This is a genomic window from Luteimonas kalidii, from assembly GCF_029887935.1.
GTDB classification, from domain to species: Bacteria; Pseudomonadota; Gammaproteobacteria; order Xanthomonadales; family Xanthomonadaceae; genus Luteimonas; species Luteimonas kalidii.
The window spans coordinates 165,006-184,036 of the sequence record NZ_JARXRO010000016.1 but is presented as its reverse complement, the minus strand read 5'-3'; the positions used below and the strand labels follow the sequence as shown (position 1 = coordinate 184,036).

Here is a 19,031-nt window from a genome sequence, read left to right as displayed (position 1 = left end):
GCCTGGAGACGCGGCCGATCAGGCGTTCATGCCGGCATTATCGCCCGCGGTTCGCCGGTTGCCCAGCCTGTGCGCGTCATCGCGACGCGATGCAGGTGCGCGCATGCCTGCCCCCTCCATCGGCGATGGCTCAGGCCGGGGCGGCCCTGGCGCGCAGCCAGCGATCGATCGCATCTCGGTCGCGGCAGCGCAGCAGCGCCGGCGCCGCCGCGCGCAGCGCATCCAGCCGCTGGGCGCGGATCGCGCGCCGCACCTCGAGCAGGGTCGCCGGATGCAGGCTGAATTCCTCCAGCCCCAGCGCCAGCAGCAGCGGGGTCAGCGCGGCGTCGCCCGCCATCTCGCCGCAGACGGCGACCGGCTTGCCGCGCGCACGCGCGGTGCGGATCACGTTGCGCAACAGCAGCAGCATGGCCGGGTGCAGCGGCGAGTACAGCTCGCCGAGCGCGTCGTTGCCGCGGTCCGCCGCCAGCAGGTACTGGGTCAGGTCGTTGGTGCCGACGGAGATGAAGTCCACCGAGCCGATGAACGTGGGCAGCGCGATCGCCGCCGCCGGCACTTCGATCATCGCGCCCAGCGGCACGTGCTCGGCGATCTCGTGGCCCTCGCTGCGCAGCTCGCGCGCCACATCGCGAAGGAGCGCCGCCACCGCCAGCACTTCCTCGCGGCCGCTGACCATCGGCACCAGTACCCGCAGCGGACCATACCCCGACGCGCGCAGCATCGCCCGCAACTGGGTACGGAACACGTCGATGCGCGCCAGCGACAGCCGCACGCCGCGCAGGCCGAGCGCGGGATTGGGCTCGTTGGTCAGCGCCAGGCCGGTGCGATCGGCCTTGTCGGCGCCGATGTCCATGGTGCGGATGGTCACCGCGCGCCCGGTCATCCCCAGCACCACGTCGCGGTAGGCGCGGAACTGCTCCTCCTCGTCGGGCAGCTCGCTGCGCTGCAGGAACAGGAACTCGGTGCGGTACAGGCCGACGCCCGCGGCGCCGAGTGCATGCGCGCCGGTGACGTCCTCGCGCGACTCGGCGTTGGCCCAGAGCCTGATGTCGACCCCGTCGAGCGTGCGCGAGGGCTCGCGGCGCAGCCGGTGCAGCTGCTTGCGTTCGCGCTTTTCCTCGCGCAGGCGGCCACGGTAGGCGCGCAGGTCGGCGGCGTTGGGCTCGACCACGATCTCGCCGCTGCTGCCGTCGACCACCAGCACGTCGCCGTCGTTGACCTGCTGCAGCGCCAGCGGTGCGCCCACCACCAGCGGCAGGTGCAGGCTGCGCGCCAGGATCGCGCTGTGCGAGAGCGCGCTGCCGCCCGCGGTGACGACCGCCAGCACGCCCTGCGCCTGCAGCTGGCTCAGTTCGGCCGGCGCGATCGCGTCGGTGACCAGGATCTCGCCGGCCACGCCCTGCAGGTCGGCTTCGCGCTTGTGCAGCATCGCGTGCACGCGCCCGATGACGTGGTCGATGTCCTCGACCCGGCTGCGGAAGTAGGGATCGTCCATGCCCTCGAACACCGCCGCCAGGCGGTCGCGCTGCAGGCGCAGCGCGTAGTCGGCTCCGTAGCGCCCCTTGCGCACCAGGTCGTCCAGGCCCTGCAGCAGTTCCGGGTCGTCGAGCAGCAGGGTGTGCAGGTCGAGGAATTCGCCGACCTCGTGCGCCAACGCACCATGCAGGCGCGTGCGCATGTTGCGCATCTCCACCCGCACCGCATCGATCGCAGTATGCAGCTGCCGAATCTCGCCCTCGACCGCATCGGCGGCGACGTGTTCCTCGGCGACCTCGAGGGCATGCGGCAGGCGGACCCGGGCGCGGCCGAGGGCATTGCCCCGCGACGCGCCGTGCCCGGTCAGCGCGTGGCGCACTCAGCTTCCCTCGTCGAATTTTCGTTCGAACAGCGCGGCCGCAGCCTCCATCGCGGCGTCCTCGTCCTCGCCCTCCAGCCGCAGCAGCACCGTGGTGCCGTGTCCGGCGGCAAGCAGCATCACCCCCATGATGCTCTTGGCGTTCACCTCGCGGCCCTTGGCGACGAGCGTGGCGTTGCTGCGGAAGGCCGACAGCACCTGCACCAGCTTGGCGGTGGCGCGCGCGTGCAGGCCGAGCTTGTTGGCGATGAGCAGTTCGCGTTCGATCATCGTCGGCCTCAGGCGTCGTCGAGGATCACCCCGTTGCGCGCGCCTGCGGCGGCGACGGCGGGGAGTTCCTCCAGGGGGAGTTCAGCATAATTCATCACCCGCAGCAGCATCGGCAAGCTCAACGCCGAGACGCGGCGTGATGGCGTGCCCAGTCTCGACAGCCGGGCCGCGAGATTGCTGGGGCTGGCGCCGTAGAGGTCGGTCAGGATCAGCACGCCGTCGCCGCCGTCCGCGCGGCGCATCGCGGCGCTGGCCTGCGGCAGCAGGACCTCCGGATCGGCGTCGAACGGCACCTCGAACGCCTCCAGCCGCAGCGGCAGGTTGCCGCGCAGCATGCCGCTGGTCACCGCGACGAGCGCGGTGCCGATGCCCGAATGGGTGAGGAGGAGGATGCCGACGGCCATGGCGCCAACTTAGCAGACGCCGGTGACCGCCCGGTAGCGCGTGGCGCGGGACGATGCGTGCCGGTGCGCGCCGGTCAGTCGAGCTCGCGGTGGAAGGTGGCGACCTCGGTCCAGCCACGGTCGCGCGCGTGCGCGGCGAGCGTTTCGGCCAGATACACCGAGCGGTGGCGGCCACCGCTGCAGCCGAAGGCGACGGTCACGTAACTGCGGGTGCCGGACTGCATCCGCGGCAGCCAGGTGTCGAGGAAGTCCGCGACCTGGGCGACGTACTCGTTGACCTCGTCGCGTGCCTCGAGATACGCGCGGACCGCGGCATCGCGCCCGGAGAGCGGCTTGAGCCGCGGGTCCCAATGCGGGTTGGGCAGGCTGCGCGCATCGAACACGAAGTCGGCGTCGGCCGGCAGGCCGCGCCGGTAGGCGAACGACTCGAACAGCAGCGACAGCGACGAATCCTGGCTCAGGCCAAGTTCGGTGATGACCCGGTGCCGCAGCTGGTGGACGTTGAGGTCGCTGGTGTCGACCACCACGTCGGCCAGCGCCAGCAGCGGCTTGACCGCCTGGCGCTCGAGCGCGATCGCGTCGGCCAGCGCCAGTCCCAGGTGGGTCAGCGGATGGCGGCGGCGGGTCTCGGCGTAGCGCTTGAGCAGGGTGGCGTCGGCGGCATCGAAGAACACCAGCTGCGGCTCCAGCCCCATCGCCCCGACCGCCGACAGCCATTCGGGCAGATTCGCCAGGTCGCCGCGGTTGCGCATGTCGATGCCGACCGCGAGCTTCTGTTCGGCGCGTTCGGGATGGGTCGCGGCGCGCACGAACTCCGGCAGCAGTTCCGCCGGCAAGTTGTCGACGCAGTAGAAGCCCAGATCCTCGAAGGTGTTGAGGGCGACGGTCTTGCCGCCACCCGACATGCCGGTGACGATCAGCAGCGAGGTGGGCGGCCGCGCGCCCGGTTCGTCTTCCGGCAGTTCGGCGCGTGCGTTCATGGCAGCACCGGCTCTTCGCCGCTCTCGAGGAAGTGCGAGTGGCGTGCGAGGAACGCGGCCGCCGGGTCGATGCCCTTCGCGCGCAGGATGTGGGTGCGGGTGGCGGCCTCGGTCAGTACGGCGAGGTTGCGGCCCGGCATCACCGGCAGGGTGATCATCGGCACGTCCAGGTCGAGCACGCGGCGGATGCCCAGGTCGCCGGTCAGGCGCACCATCCCGTCCTCGTGCAGGGTCGGTTCGGCGTTGGGCCTGCTCAGGTGCACGATCAGGCGCAGGTACTTGTTCCGCTTCACCGCGGTGTCGCCGAACATCTGCCGGATGTTGAGCACGCCCAGGCCGCGCAGTTCCAGCAGGTCCTGCAGCAGGTCGGGGCAGGTGCCGTCGAGCACGTCCGGCGCGATCTGGGTGAATTCGGGGGCATCGTCCGCCACCAGGCGGTGGCCGCGGGTGATCAGTTCCAGCGCGAGTTCGCTCTTGCCGGATCCCGATTCGCCGGTGATCAGGACCCCGATCGAGTAGACCTCCATGAACACCCCGTGCAGCGTGACCCGCGGCGCCAGGGCGCGCGCCAGGTGGTACTGCAGGTGGTTGAGCAGCTCGTGGCCGCGCTTGGGCGAGATCCACAGCGGGGTCTGGGTTTCCTCCGCGGCGCGGCGCAGGTCTTCCGGGCAGGGCTGGTTCTTGCTGATCACCAGCGCCAGCGGCCGGTACTGGATCATCCGTTCGATGGTTTCCCAGCGCAGCCGCGAGTCCAGCCCGTCCAGCCAGTGCAGTTCCTCGGTGCCGAGGATCTGGACCTTGTTGGGGTAGATGATGTTGAGGTAGCCGGCCAGCGACGGCCGGCGGGCATTGGTCTCGACCGATTCGAGCACCCGCGTCTGCCCCTGCTGGCCGGCCAGCCAGCGCAGCCCGAGCCGCTCGTGCTGCTGCTCGAACAGGTCCAGGGCGGTCAGGCGCTGGTTCATCGGCGGTGGTCCGCTGGCTTCACGCCGCACTCGCCGTGGGCGCCTGCGCCAGCAGCAGGCGCCGCAGCGTCGCCAGGCTTCGCGCCGCGCGCAGGCGCTCGCGGAACGACTCGTCGGCGAAGCGGCCCGCGATGTCGGCCAGGTGCTGCAGGTGCTGCTCGGGCCGATCGTCGGTGGCGCTCATCGCGAACACCAGGTCGACCGGTTCGCCATCGCGCGCGCCGAAATCCAGCGCATGTCCCAGCCGCAGGAAGGCACCTCGCGGCGCGTGGAAGCCGGCGCTGCGCGCATGCGGCAGCGCCACGCCATGGCCGATCGCGGTGCTGCCCAGGCGTTCGCGCTCGCGCAGCGCGGTGCCGATGGCCCGGGCGGACGCCGTGGAACCGTCCGACAGCAGCCGCGCCGCGGCATCGAGCACCCGCTCGGGGTTGCCCGGATCGTCCAGCACCACGATGCGCTCGGCGCTCAGCAGGTCGGTCCATGGCATGCGCGTGGTCCGTGGGGCTCAGCCGAAGCTGCCGTCGCGGGTGGCATTCTCGCCGCGATGGTGGTCGACCTGCTTCTTGCGGTGCTTGATCAGCAGCCGGTCGAGCTTGTCGGCCAGCAGGTCGATCGCGGCGTACATGTCGATCGCGCTGGCATCGGCGTGCATGGCCTTGCCGGCGAGCACGAGGTTCGCCTCCGCCTTGTGGTGGGGCTTGTCGAGGCTCAGCTGCACGCGGACGTCGAAGGGGCGTTCGAGGTGGCGGCCCAGGCGCTGCAGCTTGCTGTCCACGTACTCGCGCAGGGCGGGTGTCACGTCGATGTCGTGGCCGTAGGTTTCGATCTGCATCGGCTGCCTCCTGTCTTGGGACCCCAGCATGGCCCGGAACGGGTCGCCGCGGGTTGAAAACAGGTTAACGCAGGCCCGGCCCGGCGGCGACCGGACAGCTCATGGACAGTTCGCGCCGGACGTGTTCAATTGATCCGGATGCGCTCGTGGGACGCGGCGATGTGCATGGCCTCCCGATACTTGGCCACGGTGCGCCGCGCCACCGGCACCCCGGAGGCCTTGAGCGACTCGGCCAGGCGCGCGTCCGACAGCGGCTTGCGCGGATCCTCGGCCTCGATCAGGCCGCGGATCATCTGCTGGATCGCGACGCTGGAGGCCTCCCCACCGCCGTCGGTGTCGATGCCCGAGGCGAAGAAGTCGCGCAGCGCCAGCGTCCCGCGCGGGGTGTGCACGTACTTGCGCGCCACCGCGCGCGACACCGTCGATTCGTGCATGCCGATCTCGCCCGCCACCTCGCGCAGGGTCAGCGGCCGCAGCGCGCGCGCGCCGAACTCGAGGAAGCCCGATTGCTGGCGGATCAGGCAGCGCACCACCTTGAGCAGGGTCTCGCCGCGCGCCTCCAGGTTCTTCAGCAGCCAGCGCGCTTCCTGCAGCCGGCCCTTGAGGTAGCCGGCATCGTCGCCGGCCGTGGTCTGGATCATGCGCTCGTAGGCCTGGTGGATGGTCAGCCGCGGCAGCGAACTGGTGGCCAGCATCGCCTGCCATACGCCGTTGCGGCGCACGATCACGCAGTCGGGCACGACGTAGTTGTCGGACGGCACCTCGCCGATCTGCGAACCCGGCCGCGGATCCAGCGAGCGCAGCAGGTGCAGGGCCGTGTCGGCCTCCGCCGCGCTGCAGCCGAGTTGCTCGCACACCCCACGGGCGCCGAGCCGCGGCAGGCGGTCGATCAGGGTGGTGGCCAGGACGCGGGCCAGGGCGCGGCCGGGGGTGTCGGCGGGCAGGGCGTCGAGCTGCAGGCACAGGCATTCGGACAGGTCGCGCGCGCCCACGCCCACCGGGTCCATGCGCTGGACCTGGCGCAGCACCGCGAGGATCTCGTCGTCGTCTGGGGCCGGCTCGGGTTCGAGCGCGGCGGCGATCTCGGAAAAGGGGACGCGCAGGTAGCCGTCGTCCTCGATCGCGTCGATCAGGGCGGTCCCGATCCTGAAGTCGCGCGGCGACAGGTGCGACAGGTGCAGCTGCCAGGCCAGGTGGCCGCGCAGGGTCTCGGCCTGGACCATGCGGCTGGCGGGGTCGCTTTCCTCGTCCTCGCCGCCGCGGCCGCCGGAGCCGGTGTACTCGAAGCCGCCGTCGCGCCAGCCGTCCTCGCGCGGTTCCCAGTCCTCGCCGTTGGCCTGGGCAGGCTCGCGGTCCTCCCCGTCGTCCTGCCGGTCGGGCTTGCCGTCGGCGGTGAGCGGCGGTGCGTCATCGGCCCAGTCGAGCAGCGGATTGCTCTCCACCGCGGCCGCGATCTCCGCCTCCAGCTCCACCGCCGGCAGCTGCAGCAGGTGCAGCGCCTGGCGCAGCTGGGGCGTCAGGACAAGGTGTTGGCCCAGCGATGTCTGGAGGCGTGGCTTCATCGTCCGGTCGATCCCCTGGACGACGTGCACGGCTACAGACGGAAGGATTCTCCGAGGTAGACCCGGCGCACGTCGGGATTGGAGAGAAGCATGTCCGGAGCCCCCTGCGCGAGCACGCCTCCCTCGTTGAGGATATACGCCCGGTCGCAAATGCCCAAGGTTTCGCGCACGTTGTGGTCCGTGATCAGGACCCCGATCCCGCGGTTCTTGAGGTGTTCGACGATGCGCTGGATGTCGCCGACCGAGATCGGGTCCACGCCGGCGAAGGGTTCGTCGAGCAGGATCAGGCGCGGCCTGGCCGCCAGCGCGCGGGCGATCTCCACCCGGCGCCGCTCGCCGCCCGACAGGCTGGCGCCGATCTGGTCGGCGACATGGGTGATCTGCAACTCGTCGAGCAGGCTCTCGAGTTCCCGGCGACGCGCGGCGCGGTCCAGCCCCTCGCGCAGCTCCAGCACCAGCATGATGTTGTCCGCCACGCTGAGCTTGCGGAACACCGAGGGTTCCTGCGGCAGGTAGCCCACGCCGCGGCGCGCGCGCTGGTGCATGGGTTCGGCGGTGATGTCGCGGCCGTCGAGCACGATCCGGCCGGCGTCGGCGGGCACCAGGCCGACGATCATGTAGAAGCAGGTGGTCTTGCCGGCGCCGTTGGGACCGAGCAGGCCGACCACCTCGCCGGCGTCCAGGGTCAGGCCGAAATCACGCACGACCTCGCGCTGCTTGTAGCGCTTGCGCAGCCCCTCGGCGACCAGCATCAGTCGTCGTTCCCGTCGCGTGGCGCGGCGTTGTCGGCCGGCGCGCGGTTGCGCGGCTCGAACTGCAGCATCACCCGGCCGCCCTCGTCGCCGCCGCCGCCCTGCACCTGGCCGGTGCGCATGTTGTAGACGATGCGCTCGCCGGCGATGCTGCCGCGGCCCGGTTGCTGCACCACGGCCTTGCCGGTGAAGACCACCGTGTCCTGCTGCAGGTTGTAGTCGACCTGGGCGGCGGTCGCATTCATCATCCCGCCGTTGTCCATCTCCTGCTTGAGGCGGACCGGCGAGCCGGTGAGCTTGGCGCTCTGGATGTCGCCGTCGCCCTGGCGGATGTCGGCACGCGCGGCGTCGATGACCAGCGTGCCCTGGACGATGTTCACGTTGCCGGTGAGCACGCAGGGGCCGGCATCGGTCACCGTGCAGTCGCTGCGGTTGGCCTGCACCTGCATCGTCTGCTGGCGGTCGGAGGACTTGGCGACGGCGGCCTGCGCGCAGCAGGCGGCGACGATCGCGAGGGCCAGCTTAGCGGCGGTTCGGGTCATTGTTGAGGCTCACGTCGGAGAGGAGCTGGATGCGCTTGCTGGCCAGGTCGGCCTCCATCCCGGTGCCGCGCATTGTAGTGCCGGGGGTGGTGATGGTCACGACGGCCTCGGAGGTGGCCCGGTTGTCGTCGGGGAAGATGTCCAGCTGCTCGGTGCGCATTTTGGTCGGGCGGCTGGCGCCCACCGGGCTGTCGGCGACCACCTCGCCCCGCAGGCGCACCAGGGTGCTCTTCTCGTTGACCCAGCCGGTCTGCGAGCGCACCTCCCAGCGGCTGCCGTGCTCGTCGGGCATCAGGAACAGGGGTGTCTCCAGCTCCAGCGTGCGTGCGCCAGGGGTCTGGCGCAGCTCCGGTGCACGCAGCGAGAACGATTCCTGGCCCGTGCTGTCCAGGGTCACCACCTCGAAGTCGCGCAGGATGTAGTCCGAGCGCGCCTCCGCCTGCGCCTGCTGGTCCTCCGGCGCCTGCCCGCGCCAGGCGAACCATCCGCTGAGGACGGCGCCGGCGAGCAGGGCCAGGATGATGGCCAGGCGCCAGTTCATCGCGCGTCGTCCCGGAGCAGTGCCTCGACCCGGCCGTGGGCGTGCAGGATCAGGTCGCACAGCTCACGCGCGGCGCCCTCGCCGCCGCGCGACGGGGTCACCCAGTGCACGGCATCGCGCAGCCAGTGGTGCACGCTGGCCGGCGCCACCGCGAAGCCGACCCCGCGCAGCACCGGCAGGTCGGGCAGGTCGTCGCCCATGAACGCCACTTCGTCCATCGCCAGCCCCTGCTCGGCCGCGAGCGCCTGCAGGCAGGCGAGCTTGTCCTTGCAGTCGACGTAGGCGCCGGCGCCGAGTTCGCGCGCGCGGTTCGCCGCCACCGTGCTGTTGCGCGCGGTGATGAACACGATCGCGACGCCGGCGCGGCGCAGTTGCACCAGGCCCTGGCCGTCGAGGACATGGAAGGCTTTCGACTCGCGCCCGTCCTCGTCGAACCACAGCCGGCCGTCGGTCAGGGTGCCGTCGACGTCGAAGCCGACCAGCCGGATCTTCGCGGCGCGGTCGACCAGGTCGGCGGGATAGTCGGGGCGGGTATGGGGCACGTGGATGATCGGTTCGTGGGTCGGGGCGGGACGGGCAGGAGACCGCACCCGGCCTGTATCGGGTGCGAACCGGCATGGGCGGGACGGTCAGACCACCCGCGCGCGCAGCAGGTCGTGGACGTTGAGCGCGCCGACCACATGGCGGTCCGCGTCGAGCACCAGCAGCGCGTTGATCTTGCGGGTTTCCATCAGCCGTGCGGCTTCGACCGCCAGCGCGTCGCTGCCGATGGTCACCGGATCGCGCGTCATTACCCCGACGATGGGCGTGGCATGCACGTCGATGCTGCGGTCGCCGAGGGTGCGGCGCAGGTCGCCGTCGGTGAACAGTCCCAGCAGGCGGCCGGCGTCGTCGACCACCGCGGTCACGCCCAGGCGCTTGCGGCTCATCTCCAGCAGCGCCTCGCCCAGCGAGGCGTCGCCGCGCACGCGCGGTACGTCGTCGCCCGTGTGCATGACGTCGCCGATATGCAGCAGCAGGCGCCGGCCGAGCGCGCCGGCCGGGTGCGATCGGGCGAAATCGTCGGCGGTGAAGCCACGCGCCTCGAGCAGCGCGACCGCCAGCGCGTCGCCCATCGCCATCGCCGCGGTGGTGCTCGCGGTGGGCGCCAGGTGCAGCGGGCAGGCTTCGGCCGGCACGCTGGTGTCCAGGTGCACGTCGGCTTCCCGGGCCAGCGTCGAACCGGGCCGGCCGGTCATCGCCAGCAGCCCGTTGCCCTGGCGCTTGAGCACCGGGAGCAGCATCAGGATCTCGTCCGATTCGCCCGAGTAGGACACCGCCAGCACGATGTCGGCGTCGGTCACCATCCCCAGGTCGCCATGCCCGGCCTCGCCCGGATGCATGTAGAACGCCGGGGTGCCGGTGGAGGCCAGGGTGGCGGCGATCTTGCGCGCGACGTGCCCGGACTTGCCCATCCCGGTGCAGACCACCCGCCCGCGGGCGGCCAGGATCCGCGCGCACGCGTCCGAGAACGCGCCGTCCAGGCGCGCGGCGACGGCTTCCAGGCCACGGACCTCGACCGCGAACACGCGCCGGCCGCTGGCCGCGAACGCGGGTTCGGCCCGCGTCTGGGCGGGCAGGTCGGCAGGGATCGTTCCGGGGATGGCCATATCCGGGGAGAGGTCTTTTCCGTTAACCTAATCCGTTCATTTTAGGCGCTTCCCGGCGCAAAAGGCCCGCCACTGCCGCGGGGCCGCCGGCCGGCTCATGCGCGCTTCAGCAGGAAAACTCCCCTTGACCCCCGATTTCATCCGTACGCTGATCCTGCAGGGCCTGCCCGGCGCCAGGGTCGAGGTCTCCGGCGACGACGGCGTCCACTTCGAGGCCCTGGTCGTCTCCGACGCCTTCGCCGGCAAGCTGCCGCTGGCCCGCCATCGCATGGTCTACGCCACCCTGGGCGAGCGCATGGGCGGCGAGATCCACGCGCTGGCGCTCAGGACCCTCACGCCCGACGAAGCGGCACGCGCCTGATGGACAAGATCATCGTCGAAGGCGGCGTGCGGCTCGCCGGCGAGGTGCGAATCTCCGGCGCCAAGAACGCGGTACTCCCGATCCTGTGCGCGACCCTGCTGGCGGATGCGCCGGTGGAGATCGGCAACGTGCCGCACCTGCACGACGTACGCACCACCGCGCGCCTGCTCGGCGGGCTGGGCGCGGGCATCGGTCACGACATCGCGGCGGGGATCGTGCGGGTCGATCCGCGCACGGTCGACAGCCACCTGGCGCCCTACGAGCTGGTACGCACGATGCGCGCCTCGGTGCTGGTGCTGGGGCCGCTGCTGGCGCGCCACGGCGCGGCCGAGGTGTCGCTGCCCGGCGGCTGCGCGATCGGCTCGCGGCCGGTCGACCTGCACATCAAGGCGCTCGAGGCGCTGGGTGCGGAGATCGTGGTCGAGCACGGCTTCATCAAGGCGCGTGCGGGCCGGCTGCGCGGCGGGCAGGTCGTGTTCGAGACCGTCAGCGTCGGCGCCACCGAGAACGTGCTGATGGCCGCCACCCTGGCCGAAGGCACGACGACGATCGACAACGCCGCGCGCGAGCCGGAGATCGTCGACCTCGCCGACTGCCTGGTGGCGATGGGCGCGCGGATCGAGGGCGCGGGCACCTCGCGCATCACCGTGCACGGCGTCGACCGCCTCGACGGCGCGCGCCATGAGGTGATCGCCGACCGGATCGAGACCGGCACCTTCCTGGTCGCCGGCGCCATGACCGGTGGCCGCGTCACCGCCACGCATGCGCGTCCCGACACCCTCGCCGCGGTGCTGGACGCGTTGCGCGCCGCCGGCGCCGAGGTCACCGCCGACGGCGACCGCGTGACCGTCGACATGCATGGCCGCCGCCCGCGGTCGGTGGACATCGTCACCGAGCCGCATCCGGGCTTTCCCACCGACATGCAGGCGCAGTTCATGGCGCTCGACTGCGTGGCCGAGGGCACCGGCACGATCGACGAGCGGATCTTCGAGAACCGCTTCATGCACGTCAACGAACTGATGCGCTTGGGCGCGGACATCCAGATCGACGGCCATCGCGCGACCGTCCGGGGCGTGTCGCGGCTCAGCGGCGCGCCGGTGATGGCGACCGACCTGCGCGCCTCGGCCTCGTTGATCCTGGCCGGCCTGGTGGCCGAGGGAGAGACCACCATCGACCGCATCTACCACCTCGACCGCGGCTACGAGCACATCGAGCGCAAGCTGTCCGGCCTGGGGGCGCGGATCCGGAGGATCTCGTGAGGCTCACGGCATGACCGCGCCCCGGTTCCACCTATCGCCGCGGCGCAAGGTGCTGCTGGCGACCGTGCTGCTGGTGCTGGTGGCGATGCTGGTGCTGCGGCTGATGGGCATCGCCGGATTCAACGGCACCCAGCCCCGGGAGATGGACTGGGACGACGACGGCACCGCCAGCCGGGCCGAGATCGTGCAGGGCTACACGGTGGTCGCGGTGGATGAAACGCGCGACGGTCCGCGCACGTGTCGTCGCTACGTGCGGCTGCGCGACCGCGAGGCGCCGTTCCGGGTCGAGTGCCGGGTGGTATTCGACGATGGCGAGGCGCCGGCTGCACCCGCCAGGGCCGATCCCTGAACCTATCGCGCCAGGCCGGGATGGGGACCGCCGAAGACTCGTCGACCTGATCAGCTCGACCGGCCGGCCCACGGGTGCGGGCACGTCCCGCCGTCCACGCGCCGCGCCTTCACGCGCGGTCCCCGCAGCACCGCCTCAGCGCACCGACTTGAGCGTCAGGTCGATGTGGTCGCGGCCGTCGCGCTGCTGCAGGATGCGCGCCGGGACCGGCAGGTCATCGACGATCCAGGCGGTGATGCTGCGATCCTCGTCCTTCCACGTCACCTTGGTCGCCTTGTGCGACTTGCCGGCAACGGTGATGTTCTCCGTGCCGGCGGGCTTGAACACCTGGCGGCGCACGCGGCCATCCTCGACCAGGCGGTAGTTCAACGGCTTGCCGGCCTTGAAGTCGCGCACCAGGGCGAGGTTCATCAGCATGCCGTCGACGTCGCCGGGCTGCAGTTTCACCGGACCGCGGCGATCGGGCTTGACGTCGCCTTCCCACGTGGCCTGGCCGCTGCTCCAGTCGTAGGTCGCGTTGACCGAGCGCTTCTTGACCAGCATCGCCGCCAGGCCGTTCTCGCCACCCTGGGAATCGTTGCCGGACACCGGGCGCCAGCGGTCGCCCTCGACCTCGAACACGGTGCTCTGCGACAGCCGTGCGCCCGCGCCGCTCACATCCAGGCTGTACTTCCAGCGGTTGTCGCCGGCCGGAGCGAGCGTCATCCTGCCGTCGGCCTGCATGCCCATGTAGTTGGCGCCGTAATCGGCCGCGAACGGCTCGACCGCGGCCAGGGGGGCGCTCGCGAGCGCCAGCAGGGAAGCGAGCGCGACACCGCGCAGTGGGGTTCGGAACATCGTGGGGGTCCTCGTTGTCATGCTCATTGCGCCGCCCGGTACTCGACCAGGCGCAGGTCGATGGCGTCCTCGCCATCCTCGCGCTGCAGGATCCGCACCGGCGTGGGCACGCCGTCCGCGACCCACAGGATCATCTCGTCGTTGCCGCCGTTGGTCCGCTCGACCCGCAGCGCCTGGTAGCTGAGTTCGGCCACGGTGACGGATTCGGCCGCAGCGGAGACACGGTACTCGTAGTCGCGCGCCCGCCCGCTGTCCACGAACCGGTACCGCAGCGACGCCCCGGGTTCGGCGTCGCGGATCACGGCCAGGTTGATCAGCAATCCGCTCATGTCGCCATGCGCGATCGGCACCGGCACGCGCCTGGCCTTGCTGACGTCGCCGGTCCAGCGTGCAGTATTGGTGTGCCAGTCGTAGGTGCCGGTCGTCCTGCGGTTGAAGAACAGCGCGGCCTTGCGCGTGGTGGCCTGCGACAAAGGACGGTAGACATCGCCATCGCCGGCGACGTCGAACACGGTGCTCTGCTCGATGTTCAGGTTGAAGATTCCGGCGAACCCGCGGTCGCCGCGAACGCCCAGGTCCACCCGCCAGCGCGAAGCCCCGTCGTCGCGCACCAGCCGCATCGTGGCGGAGCCGGCATGCTTGCCCTCGTACCAGGCTTCGTAGGTGGCGACAAAGGGTTGCAGCGCGCGCGGCTCGGCGATGTCGGTCGGCGGCACCTGTTCGACCGCAGGATCGGGAGTGACTGGACGCGGAGCGTCCGACTGGGCACGCGACTGCCCGCCGGGACTGGCGGCAAGAGCCGTCACCAGCAGCAGAACGACGATGGGGCGGGTGGCCAGACGCATAAGCCGCACATCATGCAAACGTGTCGTTGCACGACAGCTGAAGCGGCGCGGTCAGCGCATGGCCATCGAAGTGAACACCATCTTCACGCAGCGCCAGCCGCCGGTCCGCGAACAGGCGCAGGGTCTCGACCAGCAGCGGGTGTTCGCGCGCGAGGACGCGGGCCGCGAGGCTGGCTTCATCGTCCCCGGCGTGCACCGGCACCCGGACCTGAGCGATCACCGGGCCACCGTCGAGTTCGGCGGTGACGAAATGGAGGCTGGCGCCGTGCCCGGACACGCCCGCGGCCAGCGCCTGCCGATGCGTGTGCAGGCCCTTGAACGCGGGCAGGAGCGAGGGATGGATGTTCACCAGGCGGCCGACATGCGGCGCCAGCACGTCGGGATCGAGCAGCCGCATGTAACCCGCGCACACGATCAGGTCCGGATTCGCCGCGTCCACGCGTGCGAACAGGGCCCGGTCGAAGTCCGGGCGCGTGGCGAACCCGCGCGGCGACAGCGATGCTGCAGCCACTCCTGCCTCGCGCGCGCGCTGCAGCACCGGTGCGGAGGACCTGTCGGAGAACACGCCGGTCACCACGGCCCGCAGCCGCTGCGCCGCGATCGCGTCCAGGATCGCCTGCAGGTTGCTGCCGCGGCCCGAGGCGAGCACCGCCAGGCGCAGCGGTGGATGCGCGGAAGACGCCACGATGCGGGATCAGGGAATGTGCGGCCGCGGCGCGCGGACGCACCACCGGGTCGCGATCCTGCACGTGCCCGCCATGCGCGTCAGCCGATGCGCACGCGCCCGTCGTCGCCCGCGGCGACGACCTGGCCGATGCGCCAGTGCGCGAGTCCCAGCCGCACCAGCTCGCCGCCCAGCGCGGCCACCGCGTCGCGGTCGACCAGCAGCACGAAGCCGATCCCGCAATTGAACGTGCGCCACATCTCCTCGCGCGCGACGTTGCCCTCGCGCTGCAGCCAGTCGAACACCGGCGGCAGCGGCCAGGACGAGGTGTCGATCTCCAGCCCCAGGCCGTCGGGCACGACGCGGATGACGTTCTCGGTCAGGCCGCCGCCGGTGATGTGGGCCATACCGTGGATCGCGGGCCCGTGGCTGCCGCGCAGCAGCTCCAGCACCGGCTTCACGTACAGCCGCGTCGGCGCCATCAGCGCATCGCCGAGCAGCACGCCGCCGACATCGAGCCCGCCGGGCGTGCCGGCACGGTCGTAGATCCGGCGGATCAGCGAATAGCCGTTCGAATGCGGGCCGCTGGAGGCGATGCCGACCAGCACGTCGCCCGCGCGCACGGCGGCGCCGTCGCGCAGTTCGGACTTCTCGACCGCGGCCACGCAGAATCCGGCCAGGTCGTACTCGCCCGGCGGATACATGTCGGGCATTTCCGCGGTCTCTCCGCCGATCAGCGCGCAACCGGAGAGTTCGCAGCCCTTGGCGATGCCGCCGACCACGGCCACCGTGGTGTCCACGTCGAGCTTGCCGGTGGCGAAATAATCGAGGAAGAACAGCGGCTCGGCGCCCTGCACCAGGACGTCGTTCACGCACATGGCGACCAGGTCGATGCCGATGGTGTCGTGGCGGCCGAGCTGCTGGGCCAGCTTGAGCTTGGTGCCCACGCCGTCGGTGCCGGAGACGAGCACCGGTTCGCGATACTTGCCGGACAGGTCGAACAGGGCGCCGAAGCCGCCCAGCCCGCCCATCACTTCCGGGCGCAGGCTGCGCGCCACCAGCGGCTTGATGCGCTCGACGACTTCATTGCCCGCGTCGATGTCGACGCCGGCGTCGCGGTAGGTCAGGCCGGGCGGGCCGGGGGGCGGGGTGGTCAAGGGAGCTCGCAGGGGCCGGTCGGCCCGCGATTCTAGCAGCCGTCCGGCGGACGCGACCCGGGACGGTCACGTCCCTCACGCGGCCCCCGTCAGACTTCGCGCAGGGCCTTTGTGGCACCATTTCGCCACGGTTTGCCGCTGCACAAGGACATCGGATGCGATTGCTTGCACATACCACCCGGGGCCTGGCGTGGACGCTGGCGCTGCTGCTGGCGGCCACTCCCGCGCTCGCACAGCGGGTCGAGGGCGACCGCGCGTCGGGCGAAGGCATGTACGAGGCCGAGGTGCCGGTGCGCAGCCAGTCCGAGTCCGAACGCGAGACCGGCATCGCGCGCGCGCTGGTCCAGGTGCTGGCCAAGCTGTCGGGCGACCGTTCCATCGCCAGCCGCCCCGGCGTGGGCCAGGAGCTGCGCCGCGCGGCCGACTACGTCGAAGGCTACGACTACCGCCAGGACGAGAGCGTCGGCGCTTCGGGGGCACCGACGTTCCGGACGATGCTGGTGGTGCGCTTCGACGCCGACCAGGTCGACGCCGTGGCCGGGGCGCTCGGCCTGCCGGTCTGGCCGCAGCCGCGGCCCAAGCCGGTGGTGTGGCTGGCGATCGACGACGGCAACGGCCCGCGCCTCGTCGGCCTGCAGCACAACAACGTCGCGCGGCCGCTGCTGGAGCGCGCGGTCCAGCGCGGCTACCGGCTGGGGCTGCCGTCGGGCAGTGCGGCCGAACAGGCCGCGGTGGGCGCGATCTGGCGCGGCGACACCGGCGCGATCGCGCGCCTGTCCGCGCGCTACCAGCCGCCGATGCAGCTGATCGGCAAGCTGTACCGCGATGGCGCCGGGTGGAAGGCGGACTGGATCTTCGTCGACAACGGCCGCGTGCTGTCGCGCTGGTCGGAAGAAGGCGCGGACGCCCGTCGCACGCTGGCGACCGGTGCCGACGGCGGCGCCGACGCCTTGATCAAGCGTTACGCGAAGGCCACCGCGCCCGCCGACCCGGTCGTGCAGCGCATGGTGTTCACCGGCGTGCGCACGGGCGCCGACTACCTGCGCCTGTCCGCGGCGCTTCAGCGCATGTCGGTGGTGCGCGCGATCCGTCCGCAGCGGGCCATGCCCGACCGGCTCGAAGTCGAACTCGACCTGCTGACCGGCCTGGCCGGCTTCCGCCGCATGGCCGACGAGGACGTGCTGATCGAGATGGAGGGCGAGGACGTCCTCGCTCCGGTCTACCTGCTGCGCTGAGCACATCGAGCCACAGCCCATGGAACCCACACCCACCGCCGCCCTGGACATCGCCCGTTTCCTGAAACGGCTGCAGTGGGGGCTGGTCGCGTTCGCCGCGCTGTGGCTGATCGCGCTGCTGGGCCCGATCCTCACGCCGTTCGTGCTGGCCGCGCTGCTGGGCTGGCTCGGCGATCCGCTGGTGGACCGGCTCGAACGGTCGGGGCGCTCGCGGCCGGTCGCGGTCACCCTCGTGTTCGTGCTGATGGTGATGCTGGTGGTGCTGGTGGTGCTGATCCTGGTGCCGATGATCGAACGCCAGGTGGTGACCCTGGTCGATGCGCTGCCCGAGTACCGCGACTGGTTCATGGAGACCGCCCTGCCCTGGGTGGAAGCGCGCACCGGGATCGAGATCACCAGCTGGCTCGACCCGCAACGGCTGTTCGAACTGGCGCGCGCGCACTGGGCCCAGGCCGGCGGTGTGGCCACGACCGTGTTCGGCTATCTGTCGACCTCCGGCTTCGCCTTCATCACCTGGATGGTCAACATCGTGCTGGTACCGATCCTCACGTTCTATTTCCTGCGCGACTGGGACCTGCTGGTCGATCGCGTGGCGGCGATGATCCCGCGCGACCACATCGGCACCGTCTCGCGCCTGGCGAAGGAATCCGACGAGGTGCTCGGCGCGTTCCTGCGCGGCCAGTTCATCGTGATGCTGGCGCTGGGCGCGATCTACGCCGCCGGACTGACCATGGTGGGCCTCAACCTGGGACTGCTGATCGGGATCGTGGCCGGATTGATCAGTTTCGTGCCCTATCTCGGTGCGGCCACCGGCATCGTGCTGGCGGTGCTCGCGGCGCTGGTGCAGGCGCAGGGCTTCGACCTGCAACTGCTGGTACTGGTCGGCGTGGTGTTCACCGTCGGCCAGCTGATCGAGAGCTACATCCTGACCCCGCGCATCGTCGGCGACCGCATCGGCCTGCATCCGGTGGCGGTGATCTTCGCGATCATGGCCGGCGGCCAGCTCTTCGGCTTCGTCGGCATGCTGATCGCGCTGCCGGTGGCGGCGGTAGGCAACGTGCTGCTGCGCTTCGCCCACGAGCGCTACACCCAGAGCCGGCTGTACGCAGGCGACGGCCCGAAGATCGTGATCGAGCGCCCGCACGGCCACGGGGTGATCGTGCTCGACGACGACATCGGCGAGGCCACCGAACGCGGCGACAAGTCCTGACGCCGATGCCGTCGCCCGTGCCGCAACTGCCGCTGGCGTTGCGCTATCCGCCTGACCAGCGCCTGGACACGTTCGCCGGCGATTCCGCGCGAGTGGCGCAACTGCGGGCGTTCGCGCGCGGCGAAGGCGTCGGGCGCGGGCTGCTGCTGGCCGGACCCGCCGGAACCGGCAAGACCCATCTCGCGCTGGCGGTCTGCGCCGAGGCCGAGGCCGCGGGCCGACGCCCCGGCTACCTGCCGCTGGCCAGCGCCGCCGGCCGCCTGCGCGCGGCGCTCGAGGCGCTGCACGCATTCGATCTGGTGGCGCTGGACGGCATCGAGGCGGTGGCCGGCGATGCGGACGACGAACTGGCGCTGTTCGATTTCCACAACCGCATGCACGATGGCGGCCGGCGGCTGCTCTACACCGCGCAGGCCGCGCCGGACGCACTGCCGCTGCGGCTGCCGGACCTGCGCTCGCGCCTGGCCCAGTGCACGCGGGTGACGCTGGACCGGCTCGACGACGCGGGCCGCGGCGAAGTGCTGCGGCTGCGCGCGCAGCGGCGCGGACTGCAGATCGACGAGGCGGCGATCGACTGGCTGCTGCGCCGCGCCGGGCGCGACCTCGGCGGCCTGGCAGCGCTGCTCGACCGCCTCGACGCAGCGTCGCTCGCCGCGCAGCGGCGCATCACCGTGCCGTTCCTGCGGCAGGTGCTCGGGAACGTCGAGGGCGGATAGCGTGCGCGCGGTCGTGAGCGTGGTGGCGCGCGGTTGCTGCATGCCT

Annotated in this window: 23 protein-coding genes; 6 read left to right on the top strand and 17 right to left on the bottom strand. The window is 71.4% G+C overall.

Annotation, left to right across the window (positions count from 1 at the left end; translation table 11 throughout):
* Window positions 1-130 precede the first annotated feature (130 nt).
* From ptsP to QFW81_RS10605, 13 genes are all read right to left on the bottom strand, one after another.
* On the bottom strand, window positions 131-1,855 hold the full coding sequence (ptsP, locus tag QFW81_RS10665; RefSeq protein WP_280578757.1) for a phosphoenolpyruvate--protein phosphotransferase: 1,725 nt from the start codon (window positions 1,853-1,855) through the stop codon (window positions 131-133).
* Window positions 1,856-2,125, bottom strand: a complete 270-nt coding sequence (locus tag QFW81_RS10660; protein WP_280578756.1) for an HPr family phosphocarrier protein — start codon at window positions 2,123-2,125, stop codon at window positions 1,856-1,858.
* A gap of 8 nt (window positions 2,126-2,133) precedes the next feature.
* Complete coding sequence (locus QFW81_RS10655; protein WP_280578755.1) at window positions 2,134-2,529, bottom strand: PTS sugar transporter subunit IIA; 396 nt, start codon at window positions 2,527-2,529, stop codon at window positions 2,134-2,136.
* A gap of 74 nt (window positions 2,530-2,603) precedes the next feature.
* Entirely contained in the window at window positions 2,604-3,509 is a 906-nt protein-coding gene (gene rapZ, locus QFW81_RS10650) for an RNase adapter RapZ (protein WP_280578754.1), read from the bottom strand.
* Window positions 3,506-4,474, bottom strand: a complete 969-nt coding sequence (gene hprK / locus QFW81_RS10645) for an HPr(Ser) kinase/phosphatase (protein ID WP_280578753.1) — start codon at window positions 4,472-4,474, stop codon at window positions 3,506-3,508. The genes rapZ and hprK overlap by 4 nt, the downstream gene beginning before the upstream one ends.
* A 19-nt stretch (window positions 4,475-4,493) precedes the next feature.
* Window positions 4,494-4,961 (bottom strand): PTS sugar transporter subunit IIA, encoded by a 468-nt coding sequence (locus QFW81_RS10640; RefSeq protein ID WP_280578752.1) that lies wholly within the window; start codon window positions 4,959-4,961, stop codon window positions 4,494-4,496.
* Between the two features lie 18 nt (window positions 4,962-4,979).
* A complete protein-coding gene (hpf, locus tag QFW81_RS10635) occupies window positions 4,980-5,306 on the bottom strand; it encodes a ribosome hibernation-promoting factor, HPF/YfiA family (protein WP_280578751.1) in 327 nt (108 codons plus the stop codon).
* A gap of 125 nt (window positions 5,307-5,431) precedes the next feature.
* The gene (locus tag QFW81_RS10630) at window positions 5,432-6,868 is read right to left on the bottom strand and encodes an RNA polymerase factor sigma-54 (RefSeq protein ID WP_280578750.1); all 1,437 of its coding nucleotides are present in this window, start codon (window positions 6,866-6,868) and stop codon (window positions 5,432-5,434) included.
* 32 nt (window positions 6,869-6,900) lie between these two features.
* Window positions 6,901-7,620 (bottom strand): LPS export ABC transporter ATP-binding protein, encoded by a 720-nt coding sequence (gene lptB, locus QFW81_RS10625; protein ID WP_280578749.1) that lies wholly within the window; start codon window positions 7,618-7,620, stop codon window positions 6,901-6,903.
* Entirely contained in the window at window positions 7,620-8,162 is a 543-nt protein-coding gene (lptA, locus tag QFW81_RS10620) for a lipopolysaccharide transport periplasmic protein LptA (protein ID WP_280578748.1), read from the bottom strand. Before lptA ends, lptB begins: the two co-directional genes overlap by 1 nt.
* The gene (gene lptC / locus QFW81_RS10615; RefSeq protein WP_280578747.1) at window positions 8,143-8,703 is read right to left on the bottom strand and encodes an LPS export ABC transporter periplasmic protein LptC; all 561 of its coding nucleotides are present in this window, start codon (window positions 8,701-8,703) and stop codon (window positions 8,143-8,145) included. The genes lptA and lptC overlap by 20 nt, the downstream gene beginning before the upstream one ends.
* A complete protein-coding gene (locus QFW81_RS10610; RefSeq protein ID WP_280578746.1) occupies window positions 8,700-9,245 on the bottom strand; it encodes a KdsC family phosphatase in 546 nt (181 codons plus the stop codon). The genes lptC and QFW81_RS10610 overlap by 4 nt, the downstream gene beginning before the upstream one ends.
* Window positions 9,246-9,332: 87 nt before the next feature.
* Window positions 9,333-10,352, bottom strand: coding sequence for a KpsF/GutQ family sugar-phosphate isomerase (locus QFW81_RS10605; RefSeq protein WP_280578745.1), 1,020 nt, complete (start codon window positions 10,350-10,352; stop codon window positions 9,333-9,335).
* 124 nt (window positions 10,353-10,476) lie between these two features.
* Between QFW81_RS10605 and QFW81_RS10600 the strand changes: the two genes are divergently transcribed.
* From QFW81_RS10600 to QFW81_RS10590, 3 genes are read left to right on the top strand one after another with little or no spacing between them, the layout of a single operon-like run.
* Window positions 10,477-10,713, top strand: coding sequence for a BolA family protein (locus QFW81_RS10600; RefSeq protein WP_280578744.1), 237 nt, complete (start codon window positions 10,477-10,479; stop codon window positions 10,711-10,713).
* Entirely contained in the window at window positions 10,713-11,972 is a 1,260-nt protein-coding gene (murA, locus tag QFW81_RS10595; protein ID WP_280578743.1) for a UDP-N-acetylglucosamine 1-carboxyvinyltransferase, read from the top strand. Before QFW81_RS10600 ends, murA begins: the two co-directional genes overlap by 1 nt.
* Window positions 11,973-11,982: 10 nt before the next feature.
* Window positions 11,983-12,321: an EF-hand domain-containing protein gene (locus QFW81_RS10590; RefSeq protein ID WP_280578742.1), complete on the top strand. Its 339-nt coding sequence runs from the start codon at window positions 11,983-11,985 to the stop codon at window positions 12,319-12,321.
* A 135-nt stretch (window positions 12,322-12,456) separates the two neighbouring features.
* On the opposite strand, the gene QFW81_RS10585 is transcribed toward QFW81_RS10590, so the two are convergent.
* The 4 genes from QFW81_RS10585 to purM all read right to left on the bottom strand — a co-directional run bounded on the left by QFW81_RS10585 (window position 12,457) and on the right by purM (window position 15,824).
* Entirely contained in the window at window positions 12,457-13,158 is a 702-nt protein-coding gene (locus QFW81_RS10585) for a DUF3108 domain-containing protein (RefSeq protein WP_280578741.1), read from the bottom strand.
* A gap of 23 nt (window positions 13,159-13,181) precedes the next feature.
* Window positions 13,182-13,997, bottom strand: a complete 816-nt coding sequence (locus tag QFW81_RS10580) for a DUF3108 domain-containing protein (protein WP_425604019.1) — start codon at window positions 13,995-13,997, stop codon at window positions 13,182-13,184.
* 16 nt (window positions 13,998-14,013) lie between these two features.
* Window positions 14,014-14,688, bottom strand: a complete 675-nt coding sequence (purN, locus tag QFW81_RS10575) for a phosphoribosylglycinamide formyltransferase (RefSeq protein ID WP_425604016.1) — start codon at window positions 14,686-14,688, stop codon at window positions 14,014-14,016.
* 80 nt (window positions 14,689-14,768) lie between these two features.
* A complete protein-coding gene (purM, locus tag QFW81_RS10570) occupies window positions 14,769-15,824 on the bottom strand; it encodes a phosphoribosylformylglycinamidine cyclo-ligase (protein WP_280578739.1) in 1,056 nt (351 codons plus the stop codon).
* Between the two features lie 155 nt (window positions 15,825-15,979).
* Between purM and QFW81_RS10565 the strand changes: the two genes are divergently transcribed.
* From QFW81_RS10565 to hda, 3 genes are read left to right on the top strand one after another with little or no spacing between them, the layout of a single operon-like run.
* Window positions 15,980-17,059 carry a DUF2066 domain-containing protein gene (locus tag QFW81_RS10565; RefSeq protein WP_280578738.1) on the top strand — a complete coding sequence of 360 codons (1,080 nt, stop codon included), beginning with the start codon at window positions 15,980-15,982 and terminating at the stop codon, window positions 17,057-17,059.
* A 19-nt stretch (window positions 17,060-17,078) separates the two neighbouring features.
* Complete coding sequence (locus tag QFW81_RS10560; protein WP_280578737.1) at window positions 17,079-18,269, top strand: AI-2E family transporter; 1,191 nt, start codon at window positions 17,079-17,081, stop codon at window positions 18,267-18,269.
* Between the two features lie 5 nt (window positions 18,270-18,274).
* On the top strand, window positions 18,275-18,985 hold the full coding sequence (gene hda, locus QFW81_RS10555; RefSeq protein WP_280578736.1) for a DnaA regulatory inactivator Hda: 711 nt from the start codon (window positions 18,275-18,277) through the stop codon (window positions 18,983-18,985).
* Window positions 18,986-19,031 lie beyond the last annotated feature (46 nt).